Source organism: Devosia sp., assembly GCF_040509215.1.
In the GTDB taxonomy this organism is placed as follows: Bacteria; Pseudomonadota; Alphaproteobacteria; order Rhizobiales; family Devosiaceae; genus Devosia.
Genome location: NZ_JBEVLL010000107.1, coordinates 1 through 19,316, shown reverse-complemented (window position 1 = coordinate 19,316; position 19,316 = coordinate 1). Strand labels below are relative to the sequence as shown.

The 19,316-nt window shown below is 61.2% G+C and carries 15 protein-coding genes; 14 read left to right on the top strand and 1 reads right to left on the bottom strand.

The features are described from left to right. The 8 genes from nuoK to ABW043_RS06180 all read left to right on the top strand — a co-directional run. A partial coding sequence (nuoK, locus tag ABW043_RS06215) for an NADH-quinone oxidoreductase subunit NuoK (protein WP_353920358.1) occupies positions 1 to 307 on the top strand: 307 nt, incomplete at its 5' end. Positions 308 to 317: 10 nt separating this feature from the next. Next, positions 318 to 2,432 carry an NADH-quinone oxidoreductase subunit L gene (gene nuoL / locus ABW043_RS06210; protein WP_353920357.1) on the top strand — a complete coding sequence of 705 codons (2,115 nt, stop codon included), beginning with the start codon at positions 318 to 320 and terminating at the stop codon, positions 2,430 to 2,432. Beyond that, positions 2,432 to 4,015 (top strand): NADH-quinone oxidoreductase subunit M, encoded by a 1,584-nt coding sequence (locus ABW043_RS06205; RefSeq protein WP_353920356.1) that lies wholly within the window; start codon positions 2,432 to 2,434, stop codon positions 4,013 to 4,015. The genes nuoL and ABW043_RS06205 overlap by 1 nt, the downstream gene beginning before the upstream one ends. Before the next feature lie 9 nt (positions 4,016 to 4,024). Next, positions 4,025 to 5,470, top strand: coding sequence for an NADH-quinone oxidoreductase subunit NuoN (gene nuoN / locus ABW043_RS06200; protein WP_353920355.1), 1,446 nt, complete (start codon positions 4,025 to 4,027; stop codon positions 5,468 to 5,470). Next, positions 5,471 to 6,301 (top strand): biotin--[acetyl-CoA-carboxylase] ligase, encoded by an 831-nt coding sequence (locus ABW043_RS06195; protein ID WP_353920354.1) that lies wholly within the window; start codon positions 5,471 to 5,473, stop codon positions 6,299 to 6,301. 72 nt (positions 6,302 to 6,373) lie between these two features. Beyond that, on the top strand, positions 6,374 to 8,047 hold the full coding sequence (locus tag ABW043_RS06190) for a ribonuclease J (protein ID WP_353920353.1): 1,674 nt from the start codon (positions 6,374 to 6,376) through the stop codon (positions 8,045 to 8,047). Positions 8,048 to 8,051: 4 nt separating this feature from the next. After that, positions 8,052 to 8,303, top strand: a complete 252-nt coding sequence (locus ABW043_RS06185) for a DUF1467 family protein (RefSeq protein WP_353920352.1) — start codon at positions 8,052 to 8,054, stop codon at positions 8,301 to 8,303. Positions 8,304 to 8,440: 137 nt separating this feature from the next. After that, entirely contained in the window at positions 8,441 to 8,917 is a 477-nt protein-coding gene (locus tag ABW043_RS06180) for a hypothetical protein (RefSeq protein ID WP_353920351.1), read from the top strand. Positions 8,918 to 8,933: 16 nt separating this feature from the next. Here the strand turns inward: ABW043_RS06180 and ABW043_RS06175 are convergent, their stop codons facing one another. Continuing rightward, on the bottom strand, positions 8,934 to 9,260 hold the full coding sequence (locus ABW043_RS06175; RefSeq protein ID WP_353920350.1) for an MmcQ/YjbR family DNA-binding protein: 327 nt from the start codon (positions 9,258 to 9,260) through the stop codon (positions 8,934 to 8,936). A gap of 294 nt (positions 9,261 to 9,554) precedes the next feature. Between ABW043_RS06175 and proS the strand changes: the two genes are divergently transcribed. From proS to tsf, 6 genes are all read left to right on the top strand, one after another. After that, entirely contained in the window at positions 9,555 to 10,904 is a 1,350-nt protein-coding gene (gene proS / locus ABW043_RS06170; protein WP_353920349.1) for a proline--tRNA ligase, read from the top strand. Between the two features lie 62 nt (positions 10,905 to 10,966). Further along, positions 10,967 to 12,277 (top strand): ABC transporter permease, encoded by a 1,311-nt coding sequence (locus tag ABW043_RS06165; protein WP_353920348.1) that lies wholly within the window; start codon positions 10,967 to 10,969, stop codon positions 12,275 to 12,277. After that, a complete protein-coding gene (locus tag ABW043_RS06160) occupies positions 12,270 to 12,956 on the top strand; it encodes an ABC transporter ATP-binding protein (protein WP_353920347.1) in 687 nt (228 codons plus the stop codon). Before ABW043_RS06165 ends, ABW043_RS06160 begins: the two co-directional genes overlap by 8 nt. 790 nt (positions 12,957 to 13,746) lie before the next feature. Then, on the top strand, positions 13,747 to 17,202 hold the full coding sequence (gene dnaE / locus ABW043_RS06155) for a DNA polymerase III subunit alpha (protein WP_353920346.1): 3,456 nt from the start codon (positions 13,747 to 13,749) through the stop codon (positions 17,200 to 17,202). A 319-nt stretch (positions 17,203 to 17,521) separates the two neighbouring features. After that, on the top strand, positions 17,522 to 18,292 hold the full coding sequence (gene rpsB, locus ABW043_RS06150) for a 30S ribosomal protein S2 (protein ID WP_353920345.1): 771 nt from the start codon (positions 17,522 to 17,524) through the stop codon (positions 18,290 to 18,292). Between the two features lie 70 nt (positions 18,293 to 18,362). Next, positions 18,363 to 19,316 (top strand): translation elongation factor Ts (gene tsf / locus ABW043_RS06145; RefSeq protein ID WP_353920344.1); only part of this gene is annotated, 954 nt, incomplete at its 3' end.

Below are 19,316 nucleotides of genomic sequence, written 5' to 3'. Positions count from 1 at the left end.
GGAAATCGGGCTCGGTCACTACCTGACCGTTGCAGCCATCCTGTTCACGCTTGGCGTGTTCGGCATCTTTCTCAACCGCAAGAACGTCATCGTCATCCTGATGTCGGTGGAATTGATCCTGCTTGCGGTCAATTTGAACTTCGTGGCCTTCAGCGCCCACCTGCAGGATTTGCAGGGGCAGGTCTTCGCGCTGATGATCCTCACCGTGGCTGCCGCTGAAGCTGCCATCGGTCTGGCCATTCTGGTCATTTTCTATCGCAACCGCGGGTCGATCGCGGTTGAAGACGCCAATCTGATGAAGGGCTAAGAGCACCGCTATGATCATTCAGGCGATTGTTTTCCTGCCCCTCGTCGGGGCGCTTATTGCCGGCTTTTTGGGCCGGTCCATCGGCCACAGGCCAAGCGAGTTCATCACTACCGGCCTGCTGCTCATCGCAGCGGTGCTGAGCTGGATCGTCTTCATTCCCGTCGCCTTTGGTGATGGCCTTGTCGGCGCCGTGGGCGATGGCCATGCGGCCGTGCTCAAGGTCGAAGTCATGCGCTGGATCCAGGTCGGCGACATGGACCTGCGCTGGACCCTGCGCGTCGATACGCTCACCGCCATCATGCTGGTGGTCGTGAACACGGTTTCGGCCCTCGTTCACCTCTATTCCATCGGCTACATGAGCGAAGATCCGCATCGTTCGCGCTTCTTCGCCTATCTCTCGCTCTTCACCTTCGCCATGCTCATGCTGGTGACCGCCGACAACTTCCTGCAGATGTTCTTCGGCTGGGAAGGTGTGGGTCTGGCGTCCTATCTGCTGATCGGCTTCTGGTATACCAAGCCCTCGGCTACCGCCGCCGCCATGAAGGCCTTCATCGTCAACCGCGTTGGTGACTTCGGCTTTGCGCTCGGCATCTTCGGCGCCTTCCTCGTACTCGGTCACATCGATTTCGACGGCGCCTTCCACGCTGCCGACGAATTCTCGACCACTGGCCTGCCGGTCATTCAGTTCCTCTCCTGGAACATCGATGCAATGACCGTCATCTGCCTGCTGCTCTTCATGGGCGCCATGGGCAAGTCGGCGCAGTTCCTGCTGCACACCTGGCTTCCGGACGCCATGGAAGGCCCGACCCCGGTGTCGGCGCTCATCCATGCCGCAACCATGGTCACCGCCGGCGTCTTCATGGTCGCCCGCCTGTCGCCGCTGTTCGAGCTGTCCCAGTTCGCGCTGACCGTCGTCATCATCATCGGCGCCATCACGGCCTTCTTCGCCGCCACCGTCGGTCTCGTCCAGAACGACATCAAGCGCGTCATCGCCTACTCGACCTGTTCGCAGCTCGGCTACATGTTCGTCGCGCTTGGGGCAGGGGCCTATTCGGCTGGTGTCTTCCACCTCTTCACCCACGCCTTCTTCAAGGCTCTGTTGTTCCTGGGCGCGGGCTCGGTCATCCATGCCATGCACCACGAGCAGGATATGCGGAACATGGGGGGCCTTCGTAAGAAGATCCCGATCACCTATGCAATGATGATGATCGGTACCCTCGCTCTCACCGGCGTCGGCATCCCGGGCACCAATTTCGGTTTCGCCGGTTTCTTCTCCAAGGACTCGATCATTGAATCGGCCTATGCGGTCGGTGGCAATGTCGGCAGCTTCGCCTTCTGGCTCCTGGTGATCGCGGCTCTCTTCACGAGCTTCTATTCCTGGCGCCTGGTACACCTGACCTTCCACGGCTCGCCGCGCGATGCGCAGCACGGCCATGGTCACCATGTCGACGCGCATGATGGCGACAGCCATGATGAGCCGCTGGCTGACGACCACGCTCACGCCGCCCATGCCCACGACGATCACGGCCACGGCCATCACGGCTCGGCCTACGACAACGCCCATGAATCGCCCAACGTCATGCTGGTGCCGCTTTATGTGCTGGCTGTCGGTGCGGTGCTTGCCGGTGTTGTCTTCTACGGCATGTTCTTCCACGAGGTCGAACACATCGAGCACTTCTTCGCCGGTTCGATCTTCGTCGACCACGAGATCATCGAAGCTGCACACCACGTACCGCTTTGGGTGAAGTGGAGCGCCACGGTGTCCATGATCATCGGCTTCGTCGCCGCCTGGTACATGTACATCAAGCGTCCGGATATCCCGGGCAAGCTGGCAGCCACCAATCCGGGGCTCTACCAGTTCCTCTTGAACAAGTGGTACTTCGACGAACTGTACAACACGATCTTCGTGCGCCCCGCGCTCTGGATCGGCCGCGCCATCTGGCATGGTTTCGATGACTGGCTGGTCGACGGCAAGATCGCCGAGGGCCTCGGCCGTCGCGTTCAGAACGTCACCTCCTGGGTCGTCAAGCTCCAGTCCGGCTACCTCTATCACTATGCCTTCGCCATGCTGATCGGCATTGCGGCGCTGCTGACCTGGGCCATCGCGGCCGGGGGACTGATCTGATGACCTTCGAGAACTCTATCCTCACTATCGTGACCTTCCTGCCGCTCCTCGGCGCGGCACTGGTTCTGGTCACGCCAAAGACGGCGGTAAACGCCATCCGCTGGACGGCCCTGGTGACGACCCTCGTCACCTTCGCCCTCTCGCTCTGGATCTGGGCGGCATTCGACGCCTCCAATACGGGCTTCCAGTTCGTGGTCAACTATCCCTGGCTGGGCGACAGCATCGGCTATCGCGTCGGCGTCGACGGCATTTCCGTGCTCTTCGTGGTGCTCTCGGCTCTCCTGATGCCGTTCTGTATCCTCGCGAGCTGGGAAGCCATCGACAAGCGCGTCAAGGAATACATGCTGGTCTTCCTCATCCTGGAAGTCCTCATGATCGGCGTGTTCACCACGCTCGATCTCGCCATGTTCTATGTCTTCTTCGAAGGCACCCTGCTGCCGATGTTCCTCATCATCGGTATCTGGGGCGGCAAGCGCCGCATCCAGGCGAGCTACAAGTTCTTCTTCTACACCTTCATCGGCTCCGTCCTGATGCTCCTGGCCATCATGGCCATGTACTGGAACGCCGGCACCACCGACATTTCGCGCCTGCTGACCCACCAGTTCCCGGAAAGCATGCAGATCTGGCTCTGGCTGGCCTTCTTCGCCTCGCTGGCGGTGAAGATGCCGATGTGGCCGTTCCACCGCTGGCTGCCTGAAGCCCATGTGGAAGCCCCGACTGCCGGCTCCGTCATTCTGGCGGCAATCCTGCTAAAGCTTGGCGGCTATGGCTTCCTGCGCTTCAGCCTGCCCATGTTCCCCGATGCCTCGGCCCAGCTCTCGAACTTCGTGTTCGTGCTCTCGGTCGCCGCCATCATCATCACTTCGCTGGTCGCCCTCGTTCAGACCGACATCAAGAAGCTCATCGCTTACTCGTCGGTCGCTCACATGGGCTTTGTCACCATGGGTATCTTCGCGGGCAATGCCCTCGGCATCCAGGGCGCCATGTTCCAGATGCTCTCGCATGGTCTGGTCTCCGGCGCGCTCTTCCTTGCCGTCGGCGTCATCTACGACCGCATGCACACCCGCGACATCGAAGCCTATGGTGGCCTTGTCGAGCGTATGCCGCGCTATGCCTTCGCCTTCATGGTCTTCACCATGGCCAACGTTGGCCTTCCGGGCACGTCGGGCTTCGTCGGTGAATTCCTCACCATGCTCGGCGTCTTCCAGGTCAATACCTGGGTTGCGTTCGGCGCTGCCTTCGGCGTGATCTTCTCGGCCGGCTATGCCCTCTGGCTCTATCGCCGCGTCGTCTTCGGTGCGCTCACCAAGGACAGCCTGAAGGGCATTCTCGATCTTGATCTGCGCGAAAAGATCATTCTCTACCCGCTGATCGTCCTGATCATCGTCTTCGGCTTCTATCCGTCGCCGATCCTCGATACGACGGCCGCTTCGGTCAACAATCTGGTGTCGCACTACGCCACCTCGATTGGCCTCGATCCCGCCGTTTCCCTTGCCGACGCAAGGGCACCCCTCGAATACGCCGCGCCCACGGGCGAGGCCGCGCCGGCCGCAGAACATGCGGCCGAGCCTGCTGCGCACTAGGAGAGCACCGTGAACTCTGACGTTATTGATTTCGCGAGCGTTGCGCCTGCTTATCCCGAACTGCTGATGGCAGTCGGCGCCCTGGTCCTTGTGATCCTGGGCGTCGCCATCAACAAGGAGAAGTCGGTCCTCATCTCCTGGCTCGCTGTCCTGCTCATGGCCGCTGCTGGCCTGATGCTCATCCTGAACCCTGCCGATGGCGTGCTGTTCAACGGTGTCTTCATCGCCGACGCCTTCGGCCGCTATATGAAGCTGCTGGTTCTCGGCGGTGCCGCGCTCTCGTTGATCCTCGCCATGCCCAATTCCGAGGCAAACGGGGTCCACAAGTTCGAATATTCGATCCTGGCGGTCCTTGCGACACTGGGCATGATGATCATGGTGTCGGCAAACGACCTCATGAGCCTCTATATCGGTCTTGAACTGCAGTCCCTGGCGCTCTACGTCATGGCCGCCATCAAGCGCGACGACAAGCGTGCCTCTGAAGCAGGCCTGAAGTATTTCGTCCTCGGTGCGCTCTCCTCAGGCATGCTGCTCTACGGCGCCTCGCTGGTCTATGGCTTCACCGGCCATACCAACCTCACCGAGATCGTCGGCGCCATCGCCATGGAAGGCCGTTCCATCGGCCTCGTCTTCGGCATGGTGTTCCTGCTTGCTGGCGTCGCCTTCAAGATTTCGGCCGTGCCGTTCCACATGTGGACGCCGGACGTTTATGAAGGCGCCCCGACGCCCGTGACGGCCTTCTTCGCCATGGCTCCCAAGGTGGCCGCCATGTCGCTGATGATCCGTCTGGTCATGGATACCTTCCAGCCGATCTCCCACGATTGGCAGCAGGTCGTGATCTTCCTCTCGATCGCCTCCATGGTCCTCGCCGCCTTCGCGGCGATTGGCCAGAAGTCGATCAAGCGACTGATCGCGTACTCCTCCATCGGCCACGTCGGCTTTGCCCTCGTCGGCCTCTCCTCGGGCACCCAGGTCGGTGTCGAAGGCGTCGCGATCTACATGGCGATCTACGTCACCATGACCGCCGGCCTCTTCGCCTGCATCCTGTCGCTGCGCACCGAAGAAGGTTACGTCGAGAACATCGAAGACCTCGCTGGCGCCGCCCAGACGCGTCCCTTCGTTGCCGCCGTCATGGCCATCCTGATGTTCTCGCTGATCGGCATGCCGCCGCTCGCCGGGTTCTTCGCCAAGTGGCACGTCTTCCTCGCCGCCATCGAAGCCAACCTCTATGTCCTCTCGGTCATCGGTGTCCTGGCTTCGGCCGTGAGCGCGTACTACTACCTGCGCGTCGTCAAGACGATGTACTTCGACGAACCGAAATCGACCTTCATCGCTGTTCCGAATGAGCTCAACATCATTCTCGCAGTCAGTGTCTTTTTGGTCGTCACGTACTACTTCAGCGTTGGCAGTGTGCTAACCAATTGGGCACACATTGCCGCGGGAAGCCTCTTCTAGGTGGCCGAGTTTTCACTCGGCCCAACGGCCCGGTCGGCCGGTTATCGGCTGGCCGGGTTCGATGAAATAGGGTCCACCAATTCAGAAGCGCTCGCGGCCGCCGCCGCGGGCGATCAAGGCGGCATCTGGTTCGCCGCTCTCAAGCAGACCGCCGGCCGTGGCCGTCGCGGACGCGCCTGGGAAAGCCCTTCCGGCAACCTTGCCGCCAGCCTCCTCATTGTCCCCGATGCAGATGCCAACGTCTTGGCAACACTGGGCTTTGTCGCTGGCGTCGCCATGCAGAACGCGTTCGCGCGTATCCTGCCTCAGGGTGCCGTCCGCATCGGCATCGATGGCGCCGACGCCATGAATGGCTCCGGCCGCGTCGCGCTGAAATGGCCCAACGACGTCCTGGCCGATGGCGCAAAGGTCGCCGGCATCCTGCTTGAAATGGGCAAAGCCGCCGACGGCCGCCACGCAATCGTCATCGGCATCGGTGTCAATGTCATTGCAGCCCCCACCGGTTTGCCCTATCCCGCTACCAGCCTTAGGGATCTTGGCTACGAGCGCAGCGCCGAAGACGTTTTCGAAGCGCTCTCCGAAGCTTGGGTCGATGCCTTCTCCCTCTGGAACGAAGGCACTGGAATCACTGAGATTTTGAACCAGTGGCGCGGTTCGGCCGCGGGCATCGGCGCCCCGGTCGCTGTCTCGCAGGACGGTGTCGTCCGGCGAGGAATTTTTGAAACCATCGACTCGTCCGGTCGACTGGTCATGCGCGACGACGATGGCGCGCGGATCGTGATCACGGCCGGCGATGTGCATTTTGGGGCAACGGCCAGCGCCCGAAGCTGACCACAACATCTGCGCGACGACCAGCGACCAAAGATCGCCAGGCGCCGCGCGCAAAAAGGAAAAAGAAAACCCATGGCTAAGAACCAAAGGGATGAACTCGTCTTTGTGCCCCTCGGGGGCGTCGGCGAGATCGGCATGAATATGGGCGCCTACGGCTTTGGCCCCGAAAAATCTCGCAAGTGGATCGTCGTCGATTGCGGCGTCAGCTTCGGCGGACCGGACCTGCCGGGCATCGAACTCATCATGGCAAACCCCGAATTTCTCGAGGAAAATGCCGATGACGTCCTCGCCCTGATCCTCACTCACAGCCACGAAGACCACTACGGCGCCGTGCTCGATCTCTGGCCTGTCTTTGACAAGCCAGTCTACGCGACCCCGTTCACCGCTGCCATGCTGGCCGCCAAGCGGGCAGGGGATGGCATCGTCGAAAACGTCGATGTTCGCATCATGCGCACCGGCAAGCCCTTCGACATTGGCCCCTTCAAGATCGAAGCGATCAACGTCGCCCACTCGATCCCCGAATCCAACAGCCTGCTCATCACGACCCCCGTTGGGCGCGTGCTGCATACCGGCGACTGGAAGCTCGATCCGACGCCCGTCGTCAGCGCCCCGACCGATGTCGAGCGCTTCAAGGCCATCGGCACCGAGTCCGACCTGCCGCTGGCGTTGATCTGCGATTCCACCAATGCCCTCAAGGACGGCGAAAGCCCGAGCGAAGCCGAAATCGGCGCCACGCTCGCGGCCCTCATCGCCGAGGCCCCCAATCGTGTCGCCGTCACCACCTTCGCTTCGAACGTCGGTCGCGTCGTCTCCATCGTCCGCGCCGCCCACCAGGCCGGCCGCCAGGTCGTCCTTTCCGGCCGCTCGCTGCACCGCATCATGGGCATCGCCAAGGAACTCGGCATGCTCGAAGGCCTGCCGACCCTCCACGACCAGGATGCCTACAAGACCATAGCCCGCGACAAGTGCGTGCTGATCTGCACCGGCAGCCAGGGCGAAGCCCGAGCCGCCATAGCCCGCATTGCGCGCGGCGAGCACCCGGTCATCGATCTCAATGCCGGCGACCGCATGATCTTTTCGTCCTGGGCCATTCCGGGCAACGAGCGCGAAGTCATCGACATCCAGAACCTGCTCATCGATAAGGGCATCGAGGTCATCACCCAGAACGATGCGCTCGTTCACGTTACCGGCCACCCGCGCCGCGACGAACTGCGCCGCCTCTATTCCTGGGTCAAGCCTCAGGTCCTCGTGCCTGTGCACGGCGAAGCCACGCACCTTGCCGCCCACGCCAAACTCGGCCGCGAAGAAGGCATTCCCAATGTCTGCGAAGCGCGCAACGGCGACATGGTCCGGCTCTTCCCTGAGCCCATGGCCTATCCGGCAGAAGTCCGCACCGGCGAGCTTTATCTCGATGGCCTCGTGCTCTGCACACCCGAGGAGTCAGGTGTAAAGGGACGCCGTCGCCTCTCGTTCGGTGGCATGATCATCGTCAGCCTCGCAGTCAATTCCAGCGGACACGTGGTGTCTGGTCCCGACTATGTCGTCGAGGGCCTGCCGGAAACCGAGGACGAGTCGCTGGTCGAGCTGGTCGAAGACACTGTCACGAATACCATCAAGAGCCTGCCGCCCAAGCGTCGCTCGGATCCGGAAGTGTTCAGCTCGGCGCTCTTCAAGTCGATCCGCAACGAAGTGAACGGGTTCTGGGGCCGCAAGCCTAACGTCAACGTCTTCGTGCACAGGGTCTGACGCCATGCAGTGGGGATCGATCGCCGCGGTCTTTTTCGTCGTCTGGTGGCTCTGCTTCGTCGCAGTGCTGCCGATCGGCGCCAAAAGCCATCATGAGACCGGCGAAGCGCTGGTGCGTGGCGCCGATCCCGGCTCACCAGTCGCCCCGCGCATGGGGCGCAAACTGCTTGTCGCCACGGGCCTCGCCATATTCTTCACGGCCCTGCTGCTCTGGGTGCTCACCAACGAAACGCTGATGGCCTACTGGAATCGGTAGGTCATTTCTCACCTCGCAGAGGGCGTGACTTTTGAACTATAGTGCTGACAACGCTCTTATTTTGGGCACTTTCTGACGAGACGCTGCAATCCTACTGGAAGCGCTGGCCATGCGGCCGGCACGGCGAAGGACGCAGCATGAAGAAGTCACTCATCATCCCCCTTGCAATGCTACTGGCCGTTACCCCGGCCTTCGCGCGCTGGGAGCTGGATGATGATTCCGATGATCAGGGCTTCTTGTTCATCGCTTCCCAGATCGACACCACCGACACCGTCGAAATTCAGGTCGCCTGCGACGAATTCATGGCGGGCGATATCCTGTTCTCGATCTTTACCGGCGTCGATCCCGGCAAGAGCAAGGATTCATCGCCGCCGGTTCCCGTGACGGTCGCTTTCGGCTCCGTGGTCCACGCAGATCTCGACGGTACTGTGGTCGATATCGAAGGCGAACGCATTCTCGACATCTCCGAGGCGGACGAGCCGGCTGTGCGCCAGATTGCCGAGGCAATCCGCAAGGGCAAGGAAATGACCGTGTCTTATCTCGATGTAAGCTGGACCGTGCCGCCGGACGCTGCGACCGAAGCGCTCCCTGGCATTTTCGACCGTTGCCCCTAGGGCCGGAACGTCTCGATTATCGCGCCTTTTTCGTCGGCCCGACGGCATGGGCGTGCGCCATTTCAAGCGCCGCGGCGACATCCTCTTCCGTCGCCTTCGCCAGCCAAATCGTCGTCCAGCCCTGACGCCCCCAGCCATTGTCGATGGCCTTGAACACTTCGGGAGCGAGCTGGCACTTGAATTCCTGCTCGTCCGGCGTGAATTTCAGGTTTGCGCTCAATCCATCGGCCGCAAGCGTCGCAAACGTGCGTTTTACCTTGAACGCCGTGCGGTCAAAATGCGGGCCGCTCGTTGCGTCCGGCAGGGCTAGGGCAATTCGTGCGAAACTTTCAGAGTCAGCCATTAAGTCTTGATTCCGAAATAAAAAAGCAGGGCACAAAGGCCCTGCTTTATAGTTGAATCGACAATACGTTGGTCTTAGGCTCGCTCTACAGCGTGCGGCCAACGCTCCTCCCTTGACGTTGTCGACCGTTGGCGGTTGGACCGCCTTCGTCTTATTGTGACAGGAACCTAACAACACATTTTCTTCCTGTCACGCAGATTCTGCATAGCTTGCATGCTTGAATCGTATGGACGGTTGGGCTCTGAGTGGGCATCAACAAAAGTCTTGAGTCGAAGCACGAATTTCGGAGTTCCCATGCGCCTGTCCCGCTATTTTCTGCCGGTTCTGCGCGACGTTCCAAAGGAAGCCGAGATCGTCTCGCATCGGCTGATGCTGCGCGCCGGCATGGTCCGTCAGCAGGCCTCCGGCCTCTATTCCTGGCTGCCGCTCGGCTACAAGGTGCTGATGAAGGTCCAGAAGATCATCGAAGAGGAGCAGAACCGCTCCGGCGCGATCGAACTTCTGATGCCGACCATCCAGTCCGCCGATCTCTGGCGCGAATCGGGCCGCTACGATGCCTACGGCAAGGAAATGCTGCGCATCGAAGATCGCCACGAGCGCGAATTCCTCTATGGCCCGACCAATGAGGAAATGATCACCGACATTTTCCGCACCTACGTGAAGTCCTATAAGGACCTGCCGCTGAACCTCTACCACATCCAGTGGAAGTTCCGCGACGAGGTGCGCCCGCGCTTCGGCACCATGCGCAGCCGCGAATTCCTGATGAAGGACGCCTATTCCTTCGATCTCGACAAGGATCGCGCCGTCGCCGCCTACGAACGCATGTTCGTCGCATACCTCCGCACCTATGCCCGCATGGGCCTCACCGCCATTCCGATGCGCGCCGATACCGGCCCGATCGGCGGCGACCTCAGCCATGAATGGATCATTCTGGCCGACACCGGCGAAAGCCAGGTCTTCTGCCATCGCGATCTGCTGGACAAAACCATTCCTGGCAAGGACACGGATTTCCGCGGCGACCTCAAGCCTATCTTCAACGACTGGACCTCGCTCTATGCGGCCACCGAGGACATGGTCGACCATGCCGAGTTCGAAGCCTCCGTGCCGGAAGACAAGCGCGTCTCCGCCCGCGGCATCGAAGTCGGCCACATCTTCTATTTCGGCACGAAGTATTCCGAGCCGATGAAGGCATCGGTCACCGGCAACGACGGCAAGGAAACCATCGTCCACATGGGCTCCTACGGCATCGGCCTGACCCGTGTCGTGCCCGCCATCATCGAAGCCAGCCACGACGAAAACGGCATCATCTGGCCGGTCTCCGTTGCGCCCTTCGAAGCGGTGCTGATCAATCTCAAGGCCGGCGATGCCGACACCGACGCTGCTTGCGACAAGCTCTATGCCGAGCTGACCGCGGCCGGTCTCGACATGCTCTATGACGATCGCGACCAGCCCGCCGGCTCCAAGTTCGCCACGGCTGATCTCGTCGGCATCCCGTACCAAATTATCCTTGGGCCACGCGGCCTTAAATCGGGCGAAGTTGAGATCAAACATCGCAAGACTGGCGAGCGCGAGACGCTGCCGCTCGCCAATGCGGTCGAGCGTCTCAAGGGCCTGATCGAACCTCAGCGGATGAACGACATTTGACCCTTAGCGCGCAGCAAGCCCCGGCCGGCCGATCCACACGGCCTTTCGCCCGGTTTGAGTGGATGATTGCTGGGCGCTATTTGCGCGCAAGGCGGAAGGAGGCGTTCATTTCGGTGATCGCCAGCCTCACCATGGTCGGCGTGGCGATCGGCGTTGCGACGCTGATCGTCGTCATGTCGGTCATGAACGGCTTCCGCGCCGAACTGCTCACCAAGATCCTGGGGCTCAACGGCCACTTCACGGCCTTCCCCATCGAGAGCAAATTCACCGACTATAAGGACGCCGTGGCAACCCTCGAGGAAGTCCAGGGCGTCAAATTCGCCGTCTATTACGTCGAAGGCCAGGTCCTCGCCTCCGGCCGCGGCGGCTCGACGGGCGTTTCCGTCCGCGGCATGGATGCGGAAAACCTCGAAAAGCTCGACCTGCTGTTTAATTCGGCAGAGCAGGGCGGTTTCGATAGCTGGGACGAGAATGACGGGATCGCCATCGGTTACCGATTGGCCCAGACGCTCGGCGTTGGCCTGGGCGATCAGGTCCAGATCATCAATCCCGACAGCGGCGCCATGACGCCCTTCGGCTCGACCCCGCAGATCAAGTCCTACCCGGTCCGCACCATTTTCAATCTGGGCATGGTCGAGTTCGACAGTCTCTTTATGTATATGCCGCTGAAGACCGCGCAGGACTATTTCAAGCTCTACGAAGACGTCCTCAAGCCCGGTCAGCCCCCGCTCGACCCCATGGCGTCGGACGAAGAGATCGACGCCGCTTACGAGCGCATCTATCAGGCGACCGCCGCGGAAATCTTCATCGACAACCCCGATGCGATTCCCCTGATGCGCGAGCGTCTCGCGGCAGCTACCAACATCCGCCCCTTCATCCTCACCGATTGGCAGCAGCGCAACGAGACCTTCTTCTCAGCGCTGCAGGTCGAGCGTGTGGTGATGTTCACCATCCTCTCGATGATCGTCCTCGTCGCCGCCTTCAACATCATTTCGAGCCTCGTGATGCTGGTGAAGGACAAGAGCAAGGACATCGCCGTGCTCCGAACCATGGGCGCCACGCGCGGCGCCATCATGCGCATCTTCTCGATCACCGGCACCACCATCGGCGTCGTCGGCACGCTCAGTGGCCTTGTTCTCGGCCTCATCGTCGCCGCCAATGCCGAAGCCATCCGCTCGACCATTTCCAATACGCTGGGCGTCGCGCTTTTCCCGCCGGAAGTCTTCTTCCTCTCAGCCCTGCCGAGCAAGACCGACCCGACGGAAGTGACCGTGGTGGTGATCATGGCCCTGGGCCTTAGTTTCCTCGCCACGCTCTATCCCGCCTGGCGCGCGGCCCAATATGATCCCGTCGAGGCGCTGCGCTATGAGTAATTCGTTTCTGCGTCTCTCCGGCGTCCATCGTCACTATGGCGAAGGCGCAACCCAGGTTCGCGTGCTCGATCAGGCCGACCTCATCGTCGAAAGTGGCGAACTCGTCGCCCTGGTCGCTCCGTCAGGTGCCGGCAAGTCGACCCTGCTGCATCTCTGCGGCCTTCTCGAAAGTCCGCAGGAAGGCGAGGTCGAAATTGTCGGCAACAAGACCAGCAAATTGAGCGATCGCGGCCGCACCCAGCTCCGCCGCAACACGGTTGGCTATGTATACCAGTTCCACCATCTACTGCCCGAATTCACGGCGCTCGAAAACGTAACCATGCCGCAACTGATCGCCGGCAAGTCCCCCGCCGATTCCAACGCGCGCGCCATGGAACTCCTCGATATGCTCGGCGTCGCCCCGCGCGCCGCCCATCGCCCGGCCGAACTCTCCGGCGGCGAACAACAGCGCGTCGCCATTGCCCGCGCCGCCGCCAACCATCCGCGCGTGATTCTGGCCGACGAACCCACCGGCAATCTCGATCCGGCAACCAGTGACCTGGTCTTCCAGGCCCTGCAGGGACTGATTCGCACCGAAGGCGCCGCCGCCCTCATCGCGACGCACAATCACGAACTGGCCAAACGGGCCGACCGCATCGTCACCATCAAGAACGGCAAGGTCGTCCCGCATAGTCTCTGACACCTCTCCCTCAGGGGAGAGGTAGCCGCGAAGCGGCGGATAGGGGCCTTTGGCAAGAACTGCTGCCTCCCTTCTGTCGTCATTGCCGGGCTTGTCCCGGCAATCCACCTCGCTCCGCTTGGGAACTACGGGGACGAGCCCGGTGGTGACGACTGATGGAGGCATTCGAGGTGGGCGGCCTCACTTATCCATCTTATCCCCGCCGCCAGTTCTTCCCTCATAATCCTTCGCATCCAACCTCGCACGGACGGTCTGCAGACGACAGTAGCGAGGGGGCCCGGCAGGGGATCGTCTCCCATGCACGTTCGGGGCTGGCCGCTTGCGACGAGCGATCAAAAGTCGCCTTAGTTCCCGCCCGAAAAGAGGGCGCTCCGGAGCGGTATCCGCTTCATCTACTAAAAACTTCGAGGCGAATGCCGCTCCGGGGTCCGTCCACCATCATCCCCGGAAGCCCAAGGCTATCCGGCGCTTCCACACGCCCGAATCCCGCGTGTCGCGCTGCTCGCCTTCTAACGAATCCCTAACGCGTTAACCCTGTCCCCGCTTTCCCCGATCATCCCACTGGACCGGAACAAAGAGAAAACATATAAGAACATTATAGCAACACGGGAGCTAAAGATGATTGATTTCTTCAAGGACTTCGCCGCCTTCGTGACCCTCGGTGCCTTCACCATCGGTTCGCTCACCTGGATGGACCTGCTGACCAATTTGGGTTGATCGCTTGTGGATTGAGGGCAGGGTGATTTGACCTCCGCCTCCCATTGGCCCAGACTCCTCGCAGGAGACCTACATGCGCGGCCCCGGCTTCATCCATCTACACGTTCACTCGGCTTTCTCGCTCCTTGAAGGGGCCGTACAGCTCGAAGCGATTCTCAAACTTGTCGCCGCCGACGCACAGCCGGCGCTTGGTCTGGCCGATACGGCCAATCTCTTCGGCGCCCTGGAATTCTCCGAAAAGGCGACCAAGAAGGGCATCCAGCCGCTGATCGGCGTCGAACTCGCCATCGATTTTGCCGCCGCCGAAGAGCGGGTCAGCGAACGCGGACATGTCGCCTGGAACGGAAAATCCAGCGTCGTGATGATGGCCCAGACCGAAGAGGGCTTTGCCAATCTCTCGCGCCTCGTTTCCCGCGCCTATATGCAGGGCGAAAACGGCCTTGCGCGCGCAAAACTCGATTGGCTGACTTCAGATGCTCTCGGCGGTCTCATCTGTCTCTCGGGCGGCCCCGAGGGCGCCATTGACATTCCCTTCGCCCATGGGCAGGACGCCAATGCACTGAAGCGCCTTGATCGCCTGGCCGATCTCTTCGGCGATCGCTTTTACATCGAGCTGCAGCGCCATGGCCGCGCGCAGGAAGCCAGTGTCGAGCCGCGCCTCGTCGACTACGCTTATCGCAAGGGCATTCCGCTGGTCGCGACCAACGAGCCCTTCTTCAAAACGTCCAAGGAATATGAGGCGCACGACGCGTTGCTGGCGATTGCGGGCTCTTCTGTCGTTGCCCAAACCGAGCGGCGCAAACTCAACGACCAGTATTATTTCAAGACCCGCGCCGAGATGATCGAGCTGTTCTCGGATCTCCCCGAGGCGCTCGATTCCACTGTTGAGATCGCAAAGCGAGTCGCCTATCGCCCGCGCACCCGCGGCCCGATCTTGCCAAAATTCGCCGCCGGCTCACATGACACCGAGGAAGCTGTCGTCGCAGCGGAAGCTGCCGTTTTGCGTGAAATTTCGGTTGCCGGGCTCGACAAGCGTCTGGCTGCCCATGGCCCCGGACCCGGCAAGACCGAGCAGGAGTATCGCGAACGGCTCGATTTCGAGCTGAACGTCATCGAGAAGATGAAATTCCCCGGCTATTTCCTCATCGTGGCCGACTTCATCCAGTGGGCCAAGGCGCAGGGCATTCCGGTTGGGCCGGGCCGTGGCTCCGGCGCTGGTTCGCTCGTCGCCTATTCGACGACGATCACCGATCTCGATCCTCTGCGCTATAATCTGCTGTTCGAACGCTTCCTCAACCCTGAGCGCGTCTCGATGCCTGACTTCGATATCGACTTTTGCCAGGATCGACGCGAAGAAGTTATCCAGTACGTCCAGAAAAAGTATGGCGTCGAACAGGTCGCGCAGATCATCACGTTCGGTTCGCTCCAGGCGCGCGCCGTGCTTCGTGACGTAGGCCGCGTGTTGCAGATGCCCTATGGCCAGGTGGATCGCATCTGCAAGATGGTGCCGGCCAATCCGGCCGATCCCTGGACCGTCGAGCGCACCATGAACGAGGTGCCACAGTTCAAGCAGATGGCCGAGGACGACGAGGCCGTCGGACAGCTCGTTGAAATCGCGAAATCGCTCGAAGGTCTCTATCGGCACGCCTCGACCCACGCGGCCGGCATCGTCATCGGCGATCGCCCGCTGCAGGACCTCTTGCCGCTCTATCGTGATCCGCGTTCCGACATGCCGGTGACGCAGTATAATATGAAGTGGGTTGAGCCGGCGGGTCTGGTCAAATTCGACTTCCTGGGTCTCAAGACCCTGACCACGATTCAGTATGCCGTTGAAATGGTGCGCAAGCGCGGCATAGACCTCGATATCGACGCTATCCCCATCGACGATGCGGCGACCTACAATCTGTACGCCCGCGGCGATACCTACGGCATCTTCCAGTTTGAAAGTGGCGGCATGCGCCGGGCCTTGATGGACCTCAAGCCCGACCGCATCGAAGATCTCATCGCTATGAACGCGCTCTATCGGCCTGGTCCGATGGACAATATTCCGAGCTTCATTGATCGTAAGCATGGCCGCGAGGAGGTGGAATATCCCCACCCCAAGCTCAGCGAAGTGCTCGACGAAACCTATGGCATCATCGTCTATCAGGAGCAGGTGATGCAGATCGCGCAGCTTCTGTCAGGCTATTCGCTCGGCGAAGCCGACATGCTCCGCCGCGCCATGGGTAAGAAGATCAAGGCGGAAATGGACAATCAGCGCGTCCGCTTCCGTGAGGGTTCCGGCCCTCAGGGCGTGAACGAAGCGCTGGCCGATCAGATCTTTGACCTGCTGGCGAAGTTCGCAAACTACGGCTTCAACAAGAGCCACGCCGCCGCCTACGCCTGGGTGTCTTATCAAACCGCCTATCTCAAGCAGCATTTCCCGCACGAATTCTATGCGGCCTCGATGACGCTCGATATGGCGCAGACCGACAAGCTTTCCGATTTCCGCCGCGAGGCCGGTAAGAAGAAGATCGAAGTCGTTCCGCCCTGCGTCAACGCTTCCGAGGTCGTGTTCTCGGTGAAGGACGACCGCATCCACTACGGTCTTTCCGCTGTGAAGGGCGTCGGTCGCGCCGTTGCCGAGCACATTGTCGAAGTCCGTGGCGACAAGCCATTCAAGGATCTCGGCGACTTTGCCCGACGCGTCGATCCCAAGGCGATCAACAAGCGCACGCTCGAAACCCTCGTCAACGCCGGCGCTTTCGACTCGCTGGTTGAGCGCCGCGAAATCGCCTTCGCCGCCATGGACCAGGTCGTCGGCACTGCCCAGGCACTGACCACTGAGCGCAATGAAGGGCAGTGGAACATGTTCGCTTCGAGCGAGCCCGAACCCTTCCGCCTGCCCACCAGCGTCCCTGCCTGGAACTCCACCGAGCGAGCCGACCGCGAACTTTCTGCCATCGGCTTCCACCTCTCGGCCCATCCGCTTGACGCTTATTCTGACCTCTTCGAGCGTCTTCGCGTCCAACGGTGGAGCGATTTCGAACGCGCCGTGAAGGACGGGGCCTCAGCCGGCCGCATGGCCGGGACTATCTCATCGCGTAACGATAGGCGAACGCGTAAAGGCGCGCCGATGATGATCCTGAGCCTCTCGGATCAGAGCGGCACCTTTGAAGTCATCGCCTTTTCCGAGCAGATCACTCAGTTCGGCGCTATCCTGCAGCCTGGCAATTCGGTGATCCTCGAAGTCGGCGCCCAGGAGCGCGCGGAAGGCATCAGTCTCATGCTCAACGGCGCCAAGCCCATCGAAGGCCTGGCTGAAAGCATCGACCGACGCCTCACCATCTTCACCGCGAGCGAAAAGGCTCTCGGGCCGGTCAGCGCGCAATTGAAGCGCGGCGGCAATGGTACGGTGAGCTTCGTGGTGATCCGCGATGCCGGCGCCCGGGAGTACGAAATCGAACTCCCCGGCAAATATTCCGTCAGTTCCGAAGTCGCCGGTGGCATCAAGGCGCTCGATGGAATTACCGACGTCCGGTTCCACTAGGGCAGGGGCCAGACAAACGCAGAGGAGGTGAGCGCTAAGCTCTTCCTCCTCCGCTCAGGGGCTCTCACCCTGTAGCCCCACGTCTGGGCGCGGGTCCATGAAGAAGCAACGAGCAATCCCCGGATCGGTTCTCTAACGATCCCGTGAGCGACAGTGGCGGGTTGCACTCGGGTAAGACTTCGCTTATATCGCCCACGCGTCCAGCAGTTTGGCTGGAGCGATCTCACACACGAAGTGGGCTTTCCCTCGGGAATGCCATCCGGTGGCGGGCAACCGTCGCAAGGCTTCGTGGAGGCATCAACCGGTAAAGGAATACCAAATGGCTCTGCCAGAATTCTCCATGCGCCAGCTCCTCGAAGCAGGCGTGCACTTCGGCCACCAGAAGCACCGCTGGAACCCGAAGATGGAACGCTTCATTTTCGGCGTTCGCAACGACATCCACATTCTCGACCTGTCGCAGACCGTGCCGGCCCTGAGCCGCGCGCTGCAGCTCGTGTCCGACACCGTTGCCGATGGCGGCCGCGTTCTGTTCGTTGGCACCAAGCGCCAGGCTGCCCCGCTCGTTGCTGAAGCTGCCAAGCAGTCCGCTCAGTACTACGTCAACTCCCGCTGGCTCGGCGGCACGCTGACCAACTGGCAGACGATCTCGAACTCCATCTCGCGTCTGCGCGAACTGGAATCGATGAGCGAAGACGACCTGAACCTGCGCACGAAGAAAGAGCGCCTGATGATGTCCCGCGAGCAGGAGCGTCTTGAGCGCGACCTCGGCGGCATCAAGGACATGGGCAACGTTCCCTCGCTCCTGTTCGTGATCGACACCAACAAGGAAGCCAACGCCATCAAGGAAGCCCGTCGTCTGGGCATCCCGGTTATCGCTATCGTCGACACCAATTGCGATCCGGACATGGTTGACTACGCCATCCCGGGCAATGACGACGCCAGCCGCGCTCTCGAGCTCTATGTCTCGCTGATCTCGCGTGCCGCCCTCGACGGTATCGGTCGCTCTTCGAGCGCCCTCGGCCAGGATCTCGGCGCTTCTTCGGAAGCTCCGGCTGAAGATCTTCCGGGCGAAGGCGCAGCTGTCAACTAAGTCCGGTATGTCCGGAATCGTTTGAACGAAACTATGCGGCCCCGGTCTGGGGCCGCCGAAAGGTGAACCCATGGAAATCACTGCTGCACTGGTTAAGCAGCTCCGCGACTCGACCGGCGTCGGGATGATGGACTGCAAGAAGGCCCTGGCCGAAACCAATGGCGACATGGAAGCTGCCGTCGATTGGCTGCGCACCCGTGGCCTTGCAAAGGCCGCCAAGAAGGCCGACCGCGTCGCTGCTGAAGGTCTCGTCGGTGTTGCTACCTCCGGCACCAAGGCTGCTGTCGTCGAAGTCAACTCTGAAACCGACTTCGTTGCCCGCAACGACCAGTTCCAGAACATTGTTGGCTCGATTGCCAAGCTTGCTCTCGACGCTGATGGCGACGTCGCCAAGCTCGGCGAAATGCCGTTCCCCGGCGCTGGTCACTCGGTTCAGGCCGAACTGACCGAAGCCATCGCCAAGATCGGCGAAAACATGAACCTGCGCCGCACGCTGACCGTTTCGGTCACAGATGGCGTGGTGGAAAGCTACGTGCACAACGCCGTCAAGGCTGGCCTCGGTAAGATCGGTATTCTGGTCGCGCTCGAGTCCACTGGCGACAAGGCCGCTCTGTCAGCTCTCGGCAAGCAGCTTGCCATGCACATCGCTGCCACCAACCCGCTGGCGATCGACTCCAGCGAGCTGGATCAGGATGTTGTGGCCCGCGAACGCGCCATCATTCTTGAGCAGGTCAAGGAATCGGGCAAGCCCGCCGACATCGCCGAGAAGATGGTCGAAGGCCGCCTGCGCAAGTACTACGAGGAGGTCACTCTCCTCGCTCAGACCTTCGTGATCGACGGTGAGACCAAGGTCGCCGACGCCATCAAGAAGGCCGAGAAGGAAGTCGGCGCTCCGATCAAGCTGACCAAGTTCGTGCGCTACGCCCTCGGCGAAGGCATCGAAAAGGTCGAGACCGACTTCGCTGCTGAAGTCGCCGCGACCAATCCGCTGGCGATCGACCCCGAAGAGCTCGACCAGGCCGTG